This is a genomic window from Synechococcus sp. A15-28 (assembly GCF_014280175.1).
GTDB lineage: Bacteria > Cyanobacteriota > Cyanobacteriia > PCC-6307 > Cyanobiaceae > Parasynechococcus.
On the sequence record NZ_CP047931.1, the window covers coordinates 2,079,628 to 2,096,288 of the forward strand.

The following is a 16,661-nucleotide window of genomic DNA, read 5'->3' on the forward strand; positions in this document are numbered from 1 at the left end:
ATCAGAGCTGATCACCCAGCTTTTCAGCCACGGTGTTGACGTCCTTGTCGCCGCGACCGGAGCAGTTGATCACGATCTCGCTGCCCTCAGGCAGCGTGGGGCAGAGGGTCTCCAGCCAGGCGAAGGCATGGGCGGTCTCCAGGGCCGGAATGATCCCCTCCAGCTCACTCACCAGGCGCAGGGCATCGAGGGCCTGCTGATCGGTGACGGCGCCGTACTCAGCCCGTCCGATCTCGCGCAGGTAGCTGTGCTCAGGGCCCACACCCGGGTAATCGAGACCGGCGCTGATCGAATGGGCTTCCTGCACCTGTCCGTCGTTGTCCTGCAGCAGCAGGCTCATGGCGCCATGGAGCACCCCGGCACGACCTTCGGTGATGGTGGCGGCATGGCGACCGGTGGCGACGCCATCACCAGCGGCTTCGACACCGATCAAACGCACATTGGTGCACTCCACAAAGGGGTGGAACAGCCCCATGGCATTGGAGCCACCGCCCACGCAGGCCATCAGCACATCCGGCAGGCGACCGAAAGCCTCACGGCACTGCTGACGGGCTTCCTGACCGATCACGGCATGAAAATCCCGCACCAGCATCGGGTAGGGATGGGGGCCGGCGACGGATCCCAGGATGTAGTGGGTTGTCTCGACGTTGGTGACCCAGTCGCGGATCGCTTCGCTGGTGGCGTCCTTCAGGGTGGCGGTCCCGGCCGTGACCGGTTGAACCGTGGCCCCCAGCAGGCGCATCCGGAACACATTCAGGGCCTGGCGCCGCATGTCTTCGGCGCCCATGTAGATCACACACTCCAGACCGAAGCGGGCGCAGACGGTGGCCGTCGCCACACCGTGCTGGCCGGCACCGGTCTCGGCGATGATCCGCTTCTTGCCCATGCGCAGGGCCAACAGCGCCTGGCCGAGGGCGTTGTTGATCTTGTGGGCGCCGGTGTGATTCAGGTCCTCACGCTTGAGCCAGATGCGGGGGCCACCATCGGCGCGGCGGTAGTGGGCCGTCAGCCGTTCAGCTTCGTAAAGCGGTGTGGCCCGGCCGACGTAGTTCTTGAGCAGCTGGTTGAGTTCTGCGGTGAAGGCGGGATCGTTCCAGGCCTGGGCCGCGGCCTGCTCCAGCTCCGCCAGAGCCGGCATCAGGGTTTCCGGAACGTACTGGCCACCGAAACGACCGAAGCGACCGTGGGCTCCAGGACGCACGGAAGGCTGCAGGCTGGCGGGATCCGGCGTGCTGGCGGTCGGCAGGGTGCTGGTCACAGGGATCCACAGCGGAGCGTCGACTCAGGGTAGGCAGACGCGCTGCAGGCAGGATGGATCCGATTGCACGGAATTCGGATGCCGAAGGGCGGCTGGCAGGAATTCAGCAGCGCTGACAGCCTCCAGCGCCCAGCTGTCACGGCAGACAGCACACCAAAGGCGCAGCAGATGGTGCGGGTGCAACCCACCCGCGGTGGCAAGGGCGGCAAGACCGTGACCGTGATCCGTGGGCTTGAACTCGACGCCGCCGGGTTCAAGGCCCTGCTCAAGAAACTGAAAACAAGGATCGGCAGCGGCGGCACCGCCAAGGACGGTGTGATCGAGCTGCAGGGGGATCAGGTGGACCTGGCCCTGGACCTGCTGGCCAAGGAGGGCTATCGACCGAAGCGAGCCGGTGGTTAGGGGAGAATGGCGCGCACTTCAGCCTCAGCCCATGACCGCCAGCCCCACCTACGGAGAGCTCACCAACCAGGGGGCGTCCACCAACATCGCCTGGCATCAGGCTTCGGTGGATCGGGCGGCACGGGCTGAGCAACGCGGTCATCGCAGCGCCATCCTCTGGTTCACCGGACTTTCCGGCTCCGGCAAGAGCACCCTGGCCAATGCCGTCAACGCCGCCCTGTTCCAACGGGGCCTGGCGACCTACGTGCTGGATGGCGACAACGTCCGCCACGGCCTCTGCAAGGACCTGGGCTTTTCCGATGCCGACCGCGAAGAGAACATCCGTCGCATCGGCGAGTTGGCCAAATTGTTCCTGGACTCCGGCGTCATCGTGCTGACGGCCTTTGTGTCCCCCTTCCGCGCGGACCGGGACAAAGCCCGCGCCCTGGTGGAGGACGGTGATTTCATCGAAATCCACTGCGCGGCGGATCTGGAGGTCTGCGAATCCCGCGATCCCAAGGGTCTCTATGCCAAGGCCCGTGCCGGCCAGATCAAGGAGTTCACCGGCATCTCCAGCCCCTACGAAGCACCGGAGGCCGCAGAACTGAAGATCGACACCGGCAGCCAGGAGCTGGCCGAATCGGTCGAACTGGTGATCAAGGCCCTGCAGGAACGGGGGGTGATTCCGGCGGCGTGACACCGCTCCTCGCCGCCTCGGCGAGGGTTTTGATGCAGCTGGCCACAGGCACCGCCAGCAGCAGACCCAACAGATCGCCCACGCCGAGAATGGCTCCGAGCCGGGAGCCGATCGGCAAGGCGATCAACAACCAAGCCGGCTGCAGCCCAACGATGCTGCCCATCAGCCGCGGTTGGATCACCTGATCCACGATCTGGCCGACCACGATCGCCGCCGCCAGCAGCTCGATGCCGGTGCGGGGATCCTGCACACCGAGCACAGCGCTGACGAACACGATGGTCAGGGCACTGGCGTAGGGAATCAGGGTGGTGAAGCCGATCAGCACGGCGAACAACACGCCATAGGGAATCTCCAGCACGGTGAACACCACCAGTTGTCCGGCGCTGAGGATCAGAGCCAACACCACCTGTCCTGCGAAGTAGCCGCGGAAGGTGCGATCCAGCGTCGTGCCCACCAAGCCACGCCAGCGGGGCGGCAGCCACTGGAGCAGCCCCGCGGCGATCGAATCACCGCCCAGCAGCAGAAACACCGCCAGCACCAGGATGATCAGCCCATTGATCGTGGTGCCCACCGTGGCCCCGAGGATGCTGAGCAGCCGCTGGCTGAACTGCGTCGCCAGTCGACTGATCTGGGAGATCAGATCACTGCTGAGATCAGCGAACTCCGCTGGCAAACCATGGTTCAAAGCCCAGGATTGCCCCTGGTTGATCCAGGCTTCCGCTGCAGCGAGCAAAGCGGGCGAGGCATTGGTCAGCTGACTGAGCTGGTCAATAAGCAGCGGCAGCAGCTCCACCGCCGCCAGCCCGAGCAGGCCCACGGTGAGCAGCATCACCAGGGAGACGGAACCGATGCGGGAGAGACCGCGGCCCATCAGCCAGCGACAGGGCAGGTCCAGCAGAAAGGCGATCAAGGCCGCCGTGAGGAACAGGCCGGGAAACGGCGCGAACTGCACCAGTAGCCGCTTGAGCACAAAGGCATTCACCCCCAGAAGCGGCAGCACCAGTCCGAGACGCAGCCAGGCCGGCCAGGGGTTCATCGCGTTGAAAGTCAGGGGGTCGACATGCCGTCGAGATAGGCCGTGCTGCCGAGATCCAGCAGACGGGCATCCTTGGCCGCCACTGCATCGTGCAACCTGCGGCGATAGTCCGCCAGTCGAGCCGCCAGGGCCTCGTCCGCCACCGACAGGATCTGTGCAGCCAGCAATCCGGCATTGAGGCCGCCGCCGATGGCCATGGTGGCCACAGGAATGCCTCCCGGCATCTGCACAATCGAATGGAGCGAATCCACCCCGGACAGGGCTCGGCTTTGCACAGGGACTCCGATCACCGGCAGGGTGGTGAGGGCCGCCACCATCCCCGGAAGATGGGCCGCACCACCGGCGCCGGCCACGATCACACCGAAACCCTCAGCACGGGCCGCTTGAGCAAACGCCACCATCTCCAGGGGCGTGCGGTGGGCGGACAACACCCGCACCTCCACCTCAACCCCCAGCTCCCGCAGGATGGCCGCGGCCGGTTCCATGGTCGGCAGGTCGGAATCACTGCCCATCACCACGGCCACGCGGGGGAGAACTGTCGTCACGGAAAAGAACGGCAAGACTGTCATCGTCTCCCGCAGCGGCCCCTTCGGCCAGACCTGATGCGACGGATCACCGATGTGCGCCTGCCCGCACCCCTCGGCAGCGACAGGGAGCGACGCCATTGGGTCGATCTCAACGATGACGGCTGCATCGTTGCCATCCAGCCCCAGGTTGAGGCGGAACAACGCCATGGCACCAACTGGCACGGCGACTGGCTCAGCCCCCGCGGCATTGACCTGCAGATCAACGGTGGTCTGGGGCTGGCCTTCACTGAACTGGTCGACCAGGATCTGCCGCGGCTTATCGCGCTGCTGGAGCTGTTGTGGCAGGACGGTGTCGAGGCGATTGCCCCGACCCTGGTGACCTGTGGCATTGGCCCGTTACGTCGAGCCCTGGAGGTGTTGCGCCAGGCGCGGCGGCAGCATCAGCCGAGCCGCTGCCGTTTGCTGGGGGCCCATCTGGAGGGTCCGTTCCTGGCGGAAGCCCGCCGCGGTGCGCATCCGATGGAGCATCTGGCAGCCCCCAGCCTGGAGGCACTGGAGCAGCGGATCGGCGGTTTTGAATCGGAGATCGCCCTGGTGACCCTGGCGCCGGAACTGGAGGGGGCCGCCGTGGTGATCCAGCGGCTGCGGCAGCTGGGCATCGCCGTCGCCCTCGGGCACAGTGCCGCCAAGGCAGAGCAGGCGGGCCAGGCCTTTGACCTGGGGGTGGAGATGATCACCCATGCCTTCAATGCGATGCCAGGACTGCACCACCGGGCGCCTGGACCACTGGGGGAAGCCTGCCGGCGGGGCGGTATCGCCCTGGGCCTGATCGCCGATGGGGTGCACGTGGACCCGACCATGGCGGTGCTGTTGCAACGGCTGGCCCCGGAGCAGGTGGTGCTGGTGAGCGATGCCCTGGCTCCCTACGGCCTGGCGGATGGCGAACACCGCTGGGACAAGCGGGTGCTGCTGGTGCAGAACGGCACCTGCCGGCTGGAGGACGGCACCTTCGCCGGGGTGACCCTGCCCCAGCTGGAGGGTGTCAGACGTCTTGCTTGCTGGAGCGATGAACCCGGCGCTGCAATCTGGAGCGCCACGGTGGCGCCGCGGCGGCTGAGCGATGGCGGCACGGGGGTGGAGGACGCCCTGCTGGGGAAACCACTGAAGGAACAGCTGCGCTGGAGCCGCCAAGCGGCTGGAGATCTGCACTGGGCCTGCGCTGCTTAAGATCCCGCCGAATACGTCCAACCTTCGATGGCCCCCGATCAACTGCTGGAGCAGAAACAGGCCGAGAAGCAGGAGGTGAAGGGCTACTTCGAGACCACGGGCTTCGATCGCTGGAACCGCATCTACAGCGAAAGCGATGAGGTGAACAAGGTGCAGCGCAACATCCGCATCGGCCACCAGAAGACCGTCGATGAGGTGCTGGCCTGGATCAAGGAGAGCGATGAGCTCAACGACGTGAGCTTCTGTGATGCAGGCTGCGGCGTCGGCAGCCTCAGCCTGCCGCTGGCCGAGATGGGGGCCGGCTCGATCAGCGCCAGCGACATCTCCGAAGCCATGGCCCAGGAAGCCGACCGACGCGCCCGCGCGGCAGGTCTGGACATGGCAAAGCTCAGTTTCAGCGCTTCAGACCTGGAGAGCCTTCAGGGTTCCTTCCACACCGTGTGCTGCCTGGATGTGTTCATTCACTACCCCCAGCAACTGGCCGAGGAGATGGTGAAGCACCTCTGCAGCCTCACCGAACAGCGCCTGATCGTCAGCTTTGCGCCCTACACACCGCTGCTGGCGCTGCTGAAGGGCATCGGCCAGCTGTTCCCAGGCCCCAGCAAGACCACCCGGGCCTACACGCTCAAGGAAGCAGGCATCGTCAAAGCGGCGGAAGCCTGCGGCTTCAAGCTGGTGCGCCGCAGCCTGAACAAGGCCCCCTTCTACTTCTCCCGCCTGATCGAATTCCGCAAGGCCTGATCTCCCTCAAACGGGGGATCGACCTGCAGTGTGGACTCCCCCAACTGAGGGAGTCCGGACAACCGCCAGGCATGCAGCCGGTAGCCCCCATCCCCTGGGGTTGCTGTTGCGGAAATCTCTCGGTTGAGCAGATAGAGCGGATCTCCGAGCAGCGGGCTGCCCAGCTGCGCCAGATGAATACGGATCTGATGGGGGCGACCGGTGGAGATCGTCACCTGCAAACGATCACCCTCAGCCGTGCGCTCCAACAGCTCGAACTCGGAGTGGGCTGAAAGCCGTTTGCGGATTGGCTCCTCATCCAGGGGTTCCGGCCCCCAGATCCAACCCAGCAGCGGATGCGGCCGTTCCACCACGTCACTGCTCACCGTCAAACACCGCCCCAGCTCCAATCCAGGCACCCGCTGGCTCCAGGCCTGATACACCTTGCGGCAGCCGCCATCCGGCCGGAACTGCTTGGACCAGAGGGCGCGAGTTGGCGACGTGCGCGCGCACACCTGCAGGCCGGAGGTGAACCGCCCCAGCCGATGCACCGGCCGCGCACCGGTGGGCTCGAGCAAGGCCGTCAATGTGTGGCGGAGGAAGCCACCGCCGGGCATCACCGGCAACCCCGAGGGCTTGTTGATCACCAGCAGATCGCCGTCGTCGTGGATCGTGTCCCAGTGATCGGGAATCGCCTCTTCCAGCCAGGGCGGCCGGCTCCAACAGAGGATCTCACCGCCCTGCAGCTGTTGATCACCAGAGAGAACTGCTCCGTTCAACTCCAGCTCGCCCGCAGCGATCCTCTGCTGCCAGATCAATGCTTCGGAGTGGCGGTAGCGATGCGCCAGCCATTCGCTCACCAGGGTCCTGACGCCGACCCGCGGCACCCTGTCGCGGTAGGTCCAACCGCTGTTGAGCGCGGCAGGCTTCAAGTCACCAGACGGTGCTCCAGGGCGTAGCGCACCAGTTCCGTGCGGCTGGAGGTACCCGTCTTGTTGAACAGCCGGCTCACGTACTTCTCAACGTTGCGAATGGAGGTCTCCAGCTGACGGGCGATTTCCTTGTTCATCAATCCTTCCGCCACCAGCTGCAGCACGCTCGCCTCCCGCGGCGTGAAGCTGTGCACCACGGGCTCAGTGGAAGGCAGTGCTTCCGCCTGGGCCAACAGCGAGCGGATCTCGGTGATCTGCTTGGCCATCTGACCCATATCCGTATCCGCAAAGCGGGCCGCCTCCTGCAGCAACCGCTGCTGCCGCTGGGCCACATTGCGCACCCGCGCCACCAGCTCATCGGGATCGAACGGTTTGGGGATGTAGTCATCCACCCCCGCCAGGTAGCCCTGGGTGCGGTCCGCCGTCATTCCCTTGGCGGTGAGGAAGATCACCGGGGTGCCTCCAAGGCGTTCATCGGCCCGCAGCTTCTTCAGCAGCCCGTAGCCATCGAGCCGCGGCATCATCACATCGCTGATCACCACCTCAGGAAGCATCTGCTGCGCCTTGGTGAAGCCTTCTTCGCCATCCACGGCGGTGGTCACCTCAAACCCTTCGTCCTCGAGGTAGGCCTGCACTGCCGTCCGCAGCCCCGGCTCGTCATCCACCAGCAGCAGCCGCGGGGCCGGCACAGAAGCCTCCTGCGCGTCAGGGCTGGGAATTGGCGTGTCGGTCATGGCCGGAATCGCTCTGACAGAAGCCTATGGACGGGGAGACTTCGGAGCCAGTGCGGGTAACTGCTGCTGACGTTCGGGAATCAGGGTCGAATAGCCCAGATCAAGGGCCTTCTGGCGCAACGTCGCTGGTTCGGTTCCCGCCACTTCGGGAACACAGGCTGCCCACCACACCAGATGATCCTCACGGTTGGTGTCGCTCACAGGACCGCCGGGGTTGAGGTTGCGCACATACACCGCCGTGGCAGTTCGTTTGACCCGCAAGGGATTGGCAGCACTGCAATTCACCGACTCGAAGTAGATGTTCAGATCATTCGGCAGCTCTTCCCAGATCTTGTACTGCCGCACGTCCGGATCAGCGGCGCTGGGCTTGATTGCATAGATGCCGATGGTGCGCAGGCCACCGGCATCCGGCGTTTCGATCAGCACCTTCAGATCAGCGGGGCGGGACTTCTTCATCTGCTCTAACACCTCCTGGCGATCAATCGCAGCGGCGCCAGGGGGGGCCAGCAACAGGGCCAGGCCGAACCAGGCCGTCGGGAATCGCAGACCCATGCCGATGGTCAACTACGTGGCCAAGCATGATCGCAACAGTGTGAACAAACCAGCTGTCACGCCGTCCTCTTGCCTTTGATTTCCAGGCCACCACGCCCTGTGCGGCTCAGGTGGTGGAGGCGATGGCGCCCTACTGGAGTGAGGAATGGGGCAATCCCTCCAGCCGTCAGCACCGCCTCGGACTCACCGCTTCAGCGGCTGTGAACCTGGCCCGCAGGCAGATCGCGGAAGCCCTGGCCATCACGCCCCAGCGGCTGGTGTTCACCAGCGGTGCCACGGAAGCCAACAACCTTGCGCTGCTCGGCCATGCCCGAGCCCTGGGGAGCGGCCATCTGATCAGCGTGGCCACCGAACACCACGCGGTGCTCGATCCGCTGCATCAACTGCAGCGCGAGGGATTTGCCGTCACGCTGCTGCAACCGCGCGCGGACGGGCTGATCGATCCGCAGCAGCTGCGTGCGGCGATCACCCCCGACACCCGGCTGGTCAGTGTGATGGCCGCCAACAACGAAATTGGCGTGCTGCAACCGCTGGCGGAGCTGGCTTCGGTCTGTCGCGACCACGGCATCGCCTTGCACAGCGATGCGGCCCAGGCCTTCGGTCACATCCCTCTCGAGCCCGATGCCCTGGGCGTTGATCTGCTGAGCCTCAGTGCCCACAAGCTCTATGGCCCCAAGGGAATCGGTGCTCTGGTGATCCGAGAGGGTCTGGGACTTCAACCCCTGCAATGGGGCGGGGGCCAGGAGGCGGGCCTGAGGGCCGGCACCCTGCCCACCGCCCTGATCGTGGGTTTTGCAAAGGCTGCCCAGCTGGCCATGGCCGATCGGGAAGAACGGCAGCAGCGGCTGGCAGGACTGCGTGATCAACTCTGGGAGGGCCTGCAGCAGCGCCTCCCCGGCGTGCTGCTCAATGGGGCCCTGCAACCAAGGCTGCCCCACAACCTCAACATCACCCTGCCCGGGGTGAACGGCAGCCGCCTGCATCGCTCCCTCAAACCGCAACTCAGCTGCAGCAGCGGCTCGGCCTGCAGCAACGGCGCCCCCTCCCACGTGCTGCAAGCGATCGGCCGTTCGCGCGCTGAAGCCGAAGCCTCCCTGCGGCTGAGCCTGGGGCGCGACACCACAGCGGACGACGTCCACCAAGCAGTGATCGCCGTGGGTGAGACCGTCGCTGCAGCCCAGCGCAGATCTACCTACGTTCAGCTCGAGTGATTTGGATCCATGAGCACCCGGGCCGAGCTTTCCGTTGGCGCTGCCATCCAGGAGGGATGGCGGGCCTTTCGACTGGCCCCCTGGGCCTTTGTGGGGTTTGTGCTGCTCAGCTCGCTGCTGGCCCAGTTGGCCAATCTGATTCCTGTGTTGGGCGCTCTGCTGGCAACGCTGGTGAACCTATGGGGCGGTGTTGGCCTGATCCGCGGCTCCTGGATCGCCCTGGGGGGGACCGCACCTCGCTTTGACGATTTCACCCGCTGGAACGGGGCTGCCCTATGGCGTCTGTTCAGCCGGCAGCTGGTGCTTTGCCTCCTGCTGCTGCCCATCGCCCTGTTGGTGATCGTCGTGGCCCTCAATGCCGCCGATGCCTGGACGGTGTTCGCTCCGCTGATGAATCTGGCGCTGACGGTGGACCCAAGCGATCCGCAGCTGGCGGACGCCGGCAGTGCTGCCGCCCTTGAGCTGGCCCTGAATTTCAGCCGCAGCCCCCTGGCCTTGCTGACCCTGGCCTTCGGGTCTCTGTTTGCCACCTACATCCAGGTGAACCAAAGCTTTCTTGGCTTCATTGCTCTGCTCGAGGGCCTCAACCCGATCGCCACGATTCAGCGCGGCATCAGCGTGGTGCAGGATCAGTGGTGGCAAGTGTTCGGCCTGTTGGTCCTGCAGGTGGTGATCCTGCTGCTGGGGCTTCTGGCCTGTGTCGTCGGCCTGGTAGCCGCCGCCCCAGTCTGCGTCTGCATCACAGGCGCTGCTTATCGGCAGCTGTTCGGTCAGGAGGACCAAGCCGGCCTGCTCAGGGATCAGTAACCTTGCGGGCCAGGCGCCATTTGGCGCTGCGGCTGCGGGGATTGGCCTCTTCCTCCTGCTCCGTCGCCACCACCGGCTTGCGGGTGATTCGTTGCAAGCGCTCATCCCGCAGGAAAGCGGTCTTGACGCGGCGGTCTTCCAGGGAATGGAAGCTGATGATCCCCAGCAGGCCCTCGGGCTCCAGCCAATCGGGAGCCTGCTGCAGCAGACGATCCAGCACCCCCAGCTCATCGTTCACCGCAATCCGCAGGGCCTGGAAGGTGCGGGTGGCGGGATGGATCCGACCTCGGCGAGCCTTGGGGGGGTAGCAACCGGCCACCGCATAGGCCAGGGCCGACGTGCCTTCGTATGCACCCTTCTCCTTGAGGTCGGCTTTGATCCGCCGGGCGATGCGACGGGAGAGCCGCTCCTCCCCATAGCCATAGATCAGATCCGCCAGCTCGTTCTCCTCCAGGCGATCCATCAGCTCAGCCGCGGTCTCCCCCTCACCGCTGGAATTCATCCGCATGTCCAAGGGGCCATCCAGGCGGAAGCTGAAACCCCGCTCCGCCACATCCAGCTGCGGGCTGCTCACCCCCAGATCTGCCAGCACCATCACAGCGGGCTCGGGCGGCACGTAGTCGGCAAAATTCGTGGCCACGATCGAGACGCGATCGCCGAAGGGAGCCAAGCGCTCCGCCGCCGCGGCCCGGGCCGTGGCGTCCTGGTCCAGGCCGATCAAGCGCAGGCCGGGATGCTGTTCCAGCAGCAGGGCGCTGTGGCCGCCACCGCCGAGGGTGGCGTCGATCAACAGGCCATCGGCACGGTGGATCTGGCGGGCTGCATCCAGCACCGCTTCCGCCAGCACGGGCACATGGCTGAACAACGGCACAGGCCCGAGGCGAGGACTACCTAAGATCTACTCATCGATCGGACCGCCGCTCCCATGACGCAGCTGGAAACGCGCACTGAGCCCATGGTGGTGAACTTCGGGCCCCACCACCCCTCCATGCACGGGGTGCTGCGGCTCGTGGTGACGCTGGACGGTGAGGACGTGGTCGACTGCGAACCGGTGATCGGCTATCTCCACCGCGGCATGGAGAAGATTGCTGAGAACCGCACGAACGTGATGTTTGTGCCATACGTGAGCCGCATGGACTACGCGGCAGGGATGTTCTATGAGGCGGTGGTGGTGAACGCCCCAGAAAAACTGGCGGACATCCCGGTGCCCAAGCGAGCCAGCTACATCCGGGTGCTGATGCTGGAGCTCAACCGCATCGCCAACCACCTGCTCTGGCTTGGCCCCTTCCTGGCGGACGTTGGTGCTCAGACTCCGTTCTTCTATATCTTCCGCGAGCGGGAGATGATCTACGACCTCTGGGAAGCTGCGACGGGCCAGCGGCTGATCAACAACAACTACTTCCGCATCGGCGGCGTCGCCGCTGATCTGCCCTGGGGCTGGTTGGAGAAGTGCCGCGATTTCTGCGACTGGTTCGGCCCCAAGATCGATGAATACGAAAAGCTGATCACCAACAACCCGATCTTCCGGCGCCGCATTGAAGGGCTGGGAACGATCGAGAAGCAGGACGCCATCAACTGGAGCCTCTCGGGGCCGATGCTGCGCGCCTCCGGGGTGCCCTGGGACCTGCGCAAGGTGGATCACTACGAGTGCTACGACGACTTCGACTGGCAAGTTGCGTCAGAGAAGGAAGGCGATTGCTACGCCCGCTACCGCGTGCGCATCGAGGAAATGCGCCAGTCGCTCAAGATCCTGCGGCAGGCCTGCGACATGATCCCCGGCGGTCCCACCGAAAACCTCGAAGCCAAAAGGCTCAATGAAGGCAAGGGCAGCGACGCCGCCGGTTTCGACTTCCAGTATGTGGCCAAGAAGGTGGCCCCCACGTTCAAGATCCCCAACGGCGAGCTGTACACCCGGCTGGAGTCCGGCAAAGGCGAGATCGGTGTGTTCATTCAGGGCAACAACGACGTCACCCCCTGGCGCTTCAAGATCCGCGCTGCCGACAGCAACAACCTGCAGATCCTTCCCCACATCCTCAAGGGACACAAGGTGGCCGACATCATGGCCATCCTTGGTTCCATCGACGTGATCATGGGCTCTGTGGATCGCTGAGGTCCTGAACCGTTTCCTCCAGCGAGTCCGCAGGACGGGGTATGTGCTGCCGTCGGTTCTCACCGGGACCCTCTGGCTGAAAGGACTTCATCCGGAGCTACCAGGTTGGAGTTGCCCACTGCGGTCTCTGACCGGTATTCCCTGCCCCACCTGCTTCCTCACCCGCGCCACCGCCGCTGCACTCAGCGGTGATCTGCACGGTTCCATCCAGTGGCATGCCTTTGGCCCCATGGCCGCGGCTGGATTGCTCAGTTGGAGCGCATTGGCCCTGGTTCGACGACGGTTGGTCCCACTGCCTGAAGGCCGGTTCCCTTGGCTGGGGGTCGCCACGGCGCTGCTGATGTTCTGGCTGTTACGGCTGACCCTCAGCTATGGCTTTGGGGTGGAAGGCATCCTGGGGTTCCCGGCTTTGCCTTGAACCATTCGCCGCCGATTGCCGTGACCTCACAAGACCACTGGCTCAAGTTGGAACGCCAGGTTCATTTCGGAGACACCGATGCCGCCGGTGTGATGCACTTCCATCACCTGCTGCGCTGGTGCCACGAAGCCTGGGAAGAGAGTCTGGAGCGTTACGGCATCGACGCCGGCACTATCTTCCCGGGCTGCCGCGGCCAGCAGCAATGGCCAGCGGTGGCCCTACCGGTGGTGCACTGCCAGGCCGACTTCCTGCGTCCGGTGCATGGTGGTGATCGATTGCGCGTGCATCTGAAGCCCCAGCGGCTCGACCCTGGTTGCTTCGAGGTGCGAACGACGTTCCAACTCGAGACCACTGTTGTGGCCAACGGCCTGATCCGTCATCTGGCCATCCGTTCAGACTCCCGTGAGCGCTGCCCGCTGCCTGAGCCCGTGGACCTCTGGTTGGAAGCCTCTGGCTTGGGCCAGATCACTAGCCTCTAGTCCCGCCGTCGCTGCCAGGCCCAGACGAGGGCTGCGCACTGCAAAGGGAACACGGCAGCAGCCCAGGCCAACGGATGAAACCCCGCGGACCCATGGCCCACCAGGGCTGCCGTACTGAACAGTGCGGTCCCAGACAGCAGGGCGGTGCTGGCCGATCGCCGGAAGCCAGAGCTCGACATCAGAACCAGGGTTTCTCCTGATCGAGATAGAGCTCGCGAAATTCGTCGGTGGATTTGGTGAGGTAAATGACCCCCTCGATCAACCCGATGATGGACATCACACCAGTGGCAACGCCGCAGGTCACCACTCCACCGGCCAGGCCCACCACCAACATGATGATCCCGGCGTTGTTGTAGCCCAGCACAAACTTGTGGATACCGAAGGAGCCCAGAAAGATTCCCAGCAAGCCAGCTGCCAGCTTCCTGTTGCTGATCTCGGTTTCAGACAGCTCAGCCATCGGGGTCTGGCGGGTTCCCTGATTCTTGCGACTGCAACCAGGCCTGCCAACGACGTCGATGCCACTTGCCGGCCTCCGATGGCGCCAGCTCGGGACAGAGCACCCAACGCTGCGGCCGCTCTGCCGCAGGCCAAAGTCGGGTGAGGTCCTGCAACCGCTCCACGATGTCGGGAGTGCTGCTGCGCACCAGACCCACCAACCGCTCACCCCAGTCCGCATCAGGACGCCCCAGCAGCAACACCGCCTGGAGTGGCAGGCCTGAGGCCAGCAGGCGGGCCTCCAGCTGTTCCGGAAAGACCGTCTCACCCCCGGAAATCACGGCCCCATCCAGCCGGCCCAGGATGCGCAGATCCGCCTCGAGCACAGCCCGATCCCCGGAACGCCACCAACCACCGGCGTCGCGCAGGCCCTGCAACTGTTCAGGCTGCTGCGGCCGCCAACAGGCGATCGCCAGACGCCCCGTTTTCACCTCCAGGGCCCCATCTGCAGCCAGCCGCAGCTCAACGTCCATCAGCGGGACACCGCAGCTGTCGTCCCCCTGCAGGAAGCGTTCCGGCGGCAAAGCCGTCACCATCGCCGCCGTCTCCGTGGCGCCGTAGCAAGGTGACAACCTGATTCCCGCCTGGCGGGCCTGATCAGCCATCACAGCCGGGAGCGCGGCACCCCCCACCCAGATCACGCTGAAGCGTTGCAGCCAGTCGATACCGCTTGGATCCGCCAGAAGCCGACCGAGCTGGGTGGGCACCAAGGACAACAGGGCAGGCCTCTGGCCCCACCCCGCCTGCGCTTCGCAGGTCCCGATCAACTCCTGAGGCTGCTTGAGCGCAGTGGGCTCAAGGGAAAGGTGGGGCACCCCCCAACAGTGGCTGCGCCACCAAGGCATCAATCCACTGACGTGATGCATCGGCAGGGGATTACAGATCAGCACCTCCCCCGGATCCAGACCGATGCCCTGCAACCAGTGAGCCGTTGCAACTGCTGATTGATCCAGATGCTTCAGAGGTTGCAGACAGATCCGCCGACCACCACTGCTGCCGCCGCTGCTCACCAGCACTCCTGGACCGGGCGGCAACAGCTGCTGAGGCAGCGCTTCCGCTCCCCTGAGGGGCATCCAGCGCCCGTCGCGGAACCCTTGCAGCAGCTCACGGGCCGTCATGGTGAGGCCGCCTCCCACACCGCAGCCGGGTCGTCGCTGAACAAGGGGCCCGAGGGACACCAGCCCGGCGCAAGCCCCGGTGCCACGGGCGTCGGCCCCTGCAGCTGCAGCGCCGCCAGATGATGCAGCCAGCGGCGCCCGATTCCCGTTTCAAAGGCGGTGCTGAGCATCCGATAAGGCACGCACTCCTGCAGCTGCCGCAACAGCGGCCGGGGATCCCCCTCCAGCAGCGGACGCCGCACCTGCCATCCGCCCCAACGGTTCCGCAGCGATGGGTCCTGGTCCAAGGATTCATCCAGGGCAACCGGCCCCAGGCCCGCCAGATCCTTCAGGCCCTGCTGATCGTCCGGTGCCAGAGGTTGCTCCAGCCAGGCGAAGCGTGGATCCCCCACCAGCCGTTCCATCCAGCGGCGGGCCGTGGCCCGGTTCCAGCCACCGTTGGCATCCAGCCGCAGGGACGCCGTGGATGGCAACCGCTCCAACAAGATCTCCAGCAACGACCACTCCTTCGGGTCCGGGTCCGCCGCCACCTTCCACTTCAGCGTCAACTCCCGCTGACGACCCCGCTGTTCCAGCAATTGCTCCAGTTGCGGCAGCATCCGCTCACCTGCCGGCAGCAGCTCAGCAGACCTCGGCGCCGCCAGCCACCCCTGTCGGCCAGGGCTGCCCACCAAACCGTCCAACTCCGCCAGGGCTGCCCCGACCCCGAAGCCCAAGGCGGGAGACAGCCTGGGCAGCCGCTGCTCGAGCTGTGATCGATGCAGCAGTTGACCAGTCAGCTGCTGCAAACCAGCAGCGCACGGCGATCGCTCGGCTGGATCGAGCGGCGCCACCTCACCCCAGCCCAGAGCACCATCGCTCGCCTCAATCCGCAACAGCCAGCCTTCGCGGTCTTCAATCACCCCCGCCGCGGTGCGCAATGGCTGCTGCAGCAAAAAGCGAAAGCGGCGCCACTGCAGCTGGAGAGGCATCACAGCCCCCCCAGGGCCAGTCCAAACGCCAGACCCAGGCCGTTCCAGGCCTGGAACCGCAGGGCCAGAAACTTGCTCCCGCTGATGCGGTCGGGCTGGTCATGGCAACGCCGCATCAATCGGATCAAAGCCAGACCCGCCGGAAGCCCCAGACCGCTCAGCAACACGGTGAAAGGCCAGTCTCCGTTCAGAACCGGAAGCCACTCCAGCGCCAGCGTCAAAGCCACAAACCAGGGCACCAACGCCGCAGCCCGTCCTGTGCCGAGACGCACCACCGGTGAACGTTTGCCGTGGGCCGCATCCTCCTCCACCTGATGAAAATGTGAGCAAAACAGCACCAGGCTGGTGGCCAGGGCCGGCCCTGACCCCAGCATCCAGGCGGTTTCCCAAGGAATCGACGTCACCCCCCTGGGCTGCAACACCATCAGGGCCGCTGCGGTGGCAAAAGGCCCAAATGCCAGCCAGCACAGGGGCTCACCCAAGCCGCGATAGCCAAGGCGGAATGGCGGGCCCTGATACACGAAACCCAGTCCGCAGCACACCAACACCAGGGCCAACACCGTCCAGCTGCTGCTCCAGGCCAACCAACCCATCAACAACAACCCCAGGGCCAAGGCGGAGGTCGCCCCCAGCGCCACCCGGTCCCGCCGTCCGGTGAGGTTCACCACGGAGTGGGGTTTGCCGGTGGTGTCGACACCCGTGGCCGCATCAAACACATCGTTGCTGAGGTTCTCCCACAGCAGCAGCAGGATGGCCGCCAACAGAAACCCGAACAACTGCGTCCAGCGCAGCGATCCAACGGCACCGAGGCGCCACCCCGCCGCCAGCAGTACCGGCATCACCGCCACGGAATACATCGGCCACTTGATCGCGGCTTTCCACAGCAAACGCCGTTCGGCGTAACGGGATGCGACAGCCTGCGGCTTAACCATGGACTGGACCCGATTCCCGCGGGTGATCACCCATACATTTGAACAGTATCCCCGGC

21 protein-coding genes are annotated in these 16,661 nt (G+C 65.3%); 9 read left to right on the forward strand and 12 right to left on the reverse strand.

Annotated elements, in window-relative coordinates:
* Nucleotide 1 precedes the first annotated feature (1 nt).
* Nucleotides 2-1,258: a tryptophan synthase subunit beta gene (gene trpB, locus SynA1528_RS11845; protein ID WP_186586912.1), complete on the reverse strand. Its 1,257-nt coding sequence runs from the start codon at nucleotides 1,256-1,258 to the stop codon at nucleotides 2-4.
* Between the two features lie 78 nt (nucleotides 1,259-1,336).
* Here trpB and SynA1528_RS11850 point away from each other — a divergent pair, with 78 nt between their 5' ends.
* Together SynA1528_RS11850 and cysC are read left to right on the forward strand one after the other, a co-directional pair.
* Entirely contained in the window at nucleotides 1,337-1,660 is a 324-nt protein-coding gene (locus tag SynA1528_RS11850; protein ID WP_186586913.1) for a translation initiation factor, read from the forward strand.
* 31 nt (nucleotides 1,661-1,691) lie between these two features.
* Nucleotides 1,692-2,336, forward strand: a complete 645-nt coding sequence (gene cysC / locus SynA1528_RS11855; RefSeq protein ID WP_186586914.1) for an adenylyl-sulfate kinase — start codon at nucleotides 1,692-1,694, stop codon at nucleotides 2,334-2,336.
* Here cysC and SynA1528_RS11860 read toward each other — a convergent pair.
* Nucleotides 2,296-3,372, reverse strand: coding sequence for an AI-2E family transporter (locus SynA1528_RS11860; RefSeq protein ID WP_186586915.1), 1,077 nt, complete (start codon nucleotides 3,370-3,372; stop codon nucleotides 2,296-2,298). The two genes, cysC and SynA1528_RS11860, sit on opposite strands and share 41 nt — an antisense overlap.
* 11 nt (nucleotides 3,373-3,383) lie before the next feature.
* Nucleotides 3,384-3,941 carry a 5-(carboxyamino)imidazole ribonucleotide mutase gene (gene purE / locus SynA1528_RS11865; RefSeq protein WP_186586916.1) on the reverse strand — a complete coding sequence of 186 codons (558 nt, stop codon included), beginning with the start codon at nucleotides 3,939-3,941 and terminating at the stop codon, nucleotides 3,384-3,386.
* Nucleotides 3,942-3,974: 33 nt separating this feature from the next.
* On the opposite strand from purE, the gene SynA1528_RS11870 reads away from it, so the two are divergent.
* Nucleotides 3,975-5,126, forward strand: coding sequence for an amidohydrolase family protein (locus tag SynA1528_RS11870; protein WP_186586917.1), 1,152 nt, complete (start codon nucleotides 3,975-3,977; stop codon nucleotides 5,124-5,126).
* 27 nt (nucleotides 5,127-5,153) lie between these two features.
* Nucleotides 5,154-5,867: a magnesium protoporphyrin IX methyltransferase gene (bchM, locus tag SynA1528_RS11875; protein WP_186586918.1), complete on the forward strand. Its 714-nt coding sequence runs from the start codon at nucleotides 5,154-5,156 to the stop codon at nucleotides 5,865-5,867.
* Here the strand turns inward: bchM and SynA1528_RS11880 are convergent.
* Genes SynA1528_RS11880 through SynA1528_RS11890 form a run of 3 tightly spaced genes read right to left on the reverse strand, consistent with a single transcriptional unit; the run spans nucleotide 5,831 to nucleotide 8,064 of the window.
* Entirely contained in the window at nucleotides 5,831-6,778 is a 948-nt protein-coding gene (locus tag SynA1528_RS11880) for a pseudouridine synthase family protein (protein ID WP_186586919.1), read from the reverse strand. The genes bchM and SynA1528_RS11880 overlap by 37 nt on opposite strands.
* Complete coding sequence (locus SynA1528_RS11885) at nucleotides 6,775-7,512, reverse strand: response regulator transcription factor (protein ID WP_186586920.1); 738 nt, start codon at nucleotides 7,510-7,512, stop codon at nucleotides 6,775-6,777. The genes SynA1528_RS11880 and SynA1528_RS11885 overlap by 4 nt, the downstream gene beginning before the upstream one ends.
* Nucleotides 7,513-7,536: 24 nt before the next feature.
* Nucleotides 7,537-8,064 (reverse strand): hypothetical protein, encoded by a 528-nt coding sequence (locus tag SynA1528_RS11890; protein ID WP_286187830.1) that lies wholly within the window; start codon nucleotides 8,062-8,064, stop codon nucleotides 7,537-7,539.
* Nucleotides 8,065-8,186: 122 nt separating this feature from the next.
* Between SynA1528_RS11890 and SynA1528_RS11895 the strand changes: the two genes are divergently transcribed.
* Complete coding sequence (locus SynA1528_RS11895) at nucleotides 8,187-9,275, forward strand: cysteine desulfurase family protein (protein ID WP_286187959.1); 1,089 nt, start codon at nucleotides 8,187-8,189, stop codon at nucleotides 9,273-9,275.
* Nucleotides 9,276-9,284: 9 nt separating this feature from the next.
* Nucleotides 9,285-10,082: a hypothetical protein gene (locus tag SynA1528_RS11900; protein ID WP_186586921.1), complete on the forward strand. Its 798-nt coding sequence runs from the start codon at nucleotides 9,285-9,287 to the stop codon at nucleotides 10,080-10,082.
* Here the strand turns inward: SynA1528_RS11900 and rsmH are convergent.
* On the reverse strand, nucleotides 10,069-10,953 hold the full coding sequence (rsmH, locus tag SynA1528_RS11905) for a 16S rRNA (cytosine(1402)-N(4))-methyltransferase RsmH (RefSeq protein WP_186586922.1): 885 nt from the start codon (nucleotides 10,951-10,953) through the stop codon (nucleotides 10,069-10,071). The two genes, SynA1528_RS11900 and rsmH, sit on opposite strands and share 14 nt — an antisense overlap.
* A 54-nt stretch (nucleotides 10,954-11,007) precedes the next feature.
* Here rsmH and SynA1528_RS11910 point away from each other — a divergent pair, with 54 nt between their 5' ends.
* Genes SynA1528_RS11910 through SynA1528_RS11920 form a run of 3 tightly spaced genes read left to right on the forward strand, consistent with a single transcriptional unit; the run spans nucleotide 11,008 to nucleotide 13,089 of the window.
* A complete protein-coding gene (locus SynA1528_RS11910; RefSeq protein WP_186512119.1) occupies nucleotides 11,008-12,192 on the forward strand; it encodes an NAD(P)H-quinone oxidoreductase subunit H in 1,185 nt (394 codons plus the stop codon).
* A gap of 43 nt (nucleotides 12,193-12,235) precedes the next feature.
* Nucleotides 12,236-12,610 carry a DUF2752 domain-containing protein gene (locus tag SynA1528_RS11915; RefSeq protein ID WP_186586923.1) on the forward strand — a complete coding sequence of 125 codons (375 nt, stop codon included), beginning with the start codon at nucleotides 12,236-12,238 and terminating at the stop codon, nucleotides 12,608-12,610.
* A gap of 20 nt (nucleotides 12,611-12,630) precedes the next feature.
* Nucleotides 12,631-13,089: an acyl-CoA thioesterase gene (locus tag SynA1528_RS11920; RefSeq protein ID WP_186586924.1), complete on the forward strand. Its 459-nt coding sequence runs from the start codon at nucleotides 12,631-12,633 to the stop codon at nucleotides 13,087-13,089.
* On the opposite strand, the gene SynA1528_RS11925 is transcribed toward SynA1528_RS11920, so the two are convergent.
* The 5 genes from SynA1528_RS11925 to menA are packed head-to-tail and all read right to left on the reverse strand — an operon-like array spanning nucleotide 13,086 to nucleotide 16,605.
* Entirely contained in the window at nucleotides 13,086-13,268 is a 183-nt protein-coding gene (locus SynA1528_RS11925) for a hypothetical protein (protein WP_186586925.1), read from the reverse strand. The genes SynA1528_RS11920 and SynA1528_RS11925 overlap by 4 nt on opposite strands.
* Nucleotides 13,268-13,546 carry a TM2 domain-containing protein gene (locus SynA1528_RS11930; protein ID WP_186586926.1) on the reverse strand — a complete coding sequence of 93 codons (279 nt, stop codon included), beginning with the start codon at nucleotides 13,544-13,546 and terminating at the stop codon, nucleotides 13,268-13,270. The genes SynA1528_RS11925 and SynA1528_RS11930 overlap by 1 nt, the downstream gene beginning before the upstream one ends.
* Nucleotides 13,539-14,702, reverse strand: coding sequence for an AMP-binding protein (locus SynA1528_RS11935; RefSeq protein ID WP_186588469.1), 1,164 nt, complete (start codon nucleotides 14,700-14,702; stop codon nucleotides 13,539-13,541). The genes SynA1528_RS11930 and SynA1528_RS11935 overlap by 8 nt, the downstream gene beginning before the upstream one ends.
* Complete coding sequence (locus SynA1528_RS11940; protein WP_186586927.1) at nucleotides 14,699-15,673, reverse strand: o-succinylbenzoate synthase; 975 nt, start codon at nucleotides 15,671-15,673, stop codon at nucleotides 14,699-14,701. The genes SynA1528_RS11935 and SynA1528_RS11940 overlap by 4 nt, the downstream gene beginning before the upstream one ends.
* The gene (menA, locus tag SynA1528_RS11945) at nucleotides 15,673-16,605 is read right to left on the reverse strand and encodes a 2-carboxy-1,4-naphthoquinone phytyltransferase (RefSeq protein WP_186586928.1); all 933 of its coding nucleotides are present in this window, start codon (nucleotides 16,603-16,605) and stop codon (nucleotides 15,673-15,675) included. Before menA ends, SynA1528_RS11940 begins: the two co-directional genes overlap by 1 nt.
* Nucleotides 16,606-16,661 lie beyond the last annotated feature (56 nt).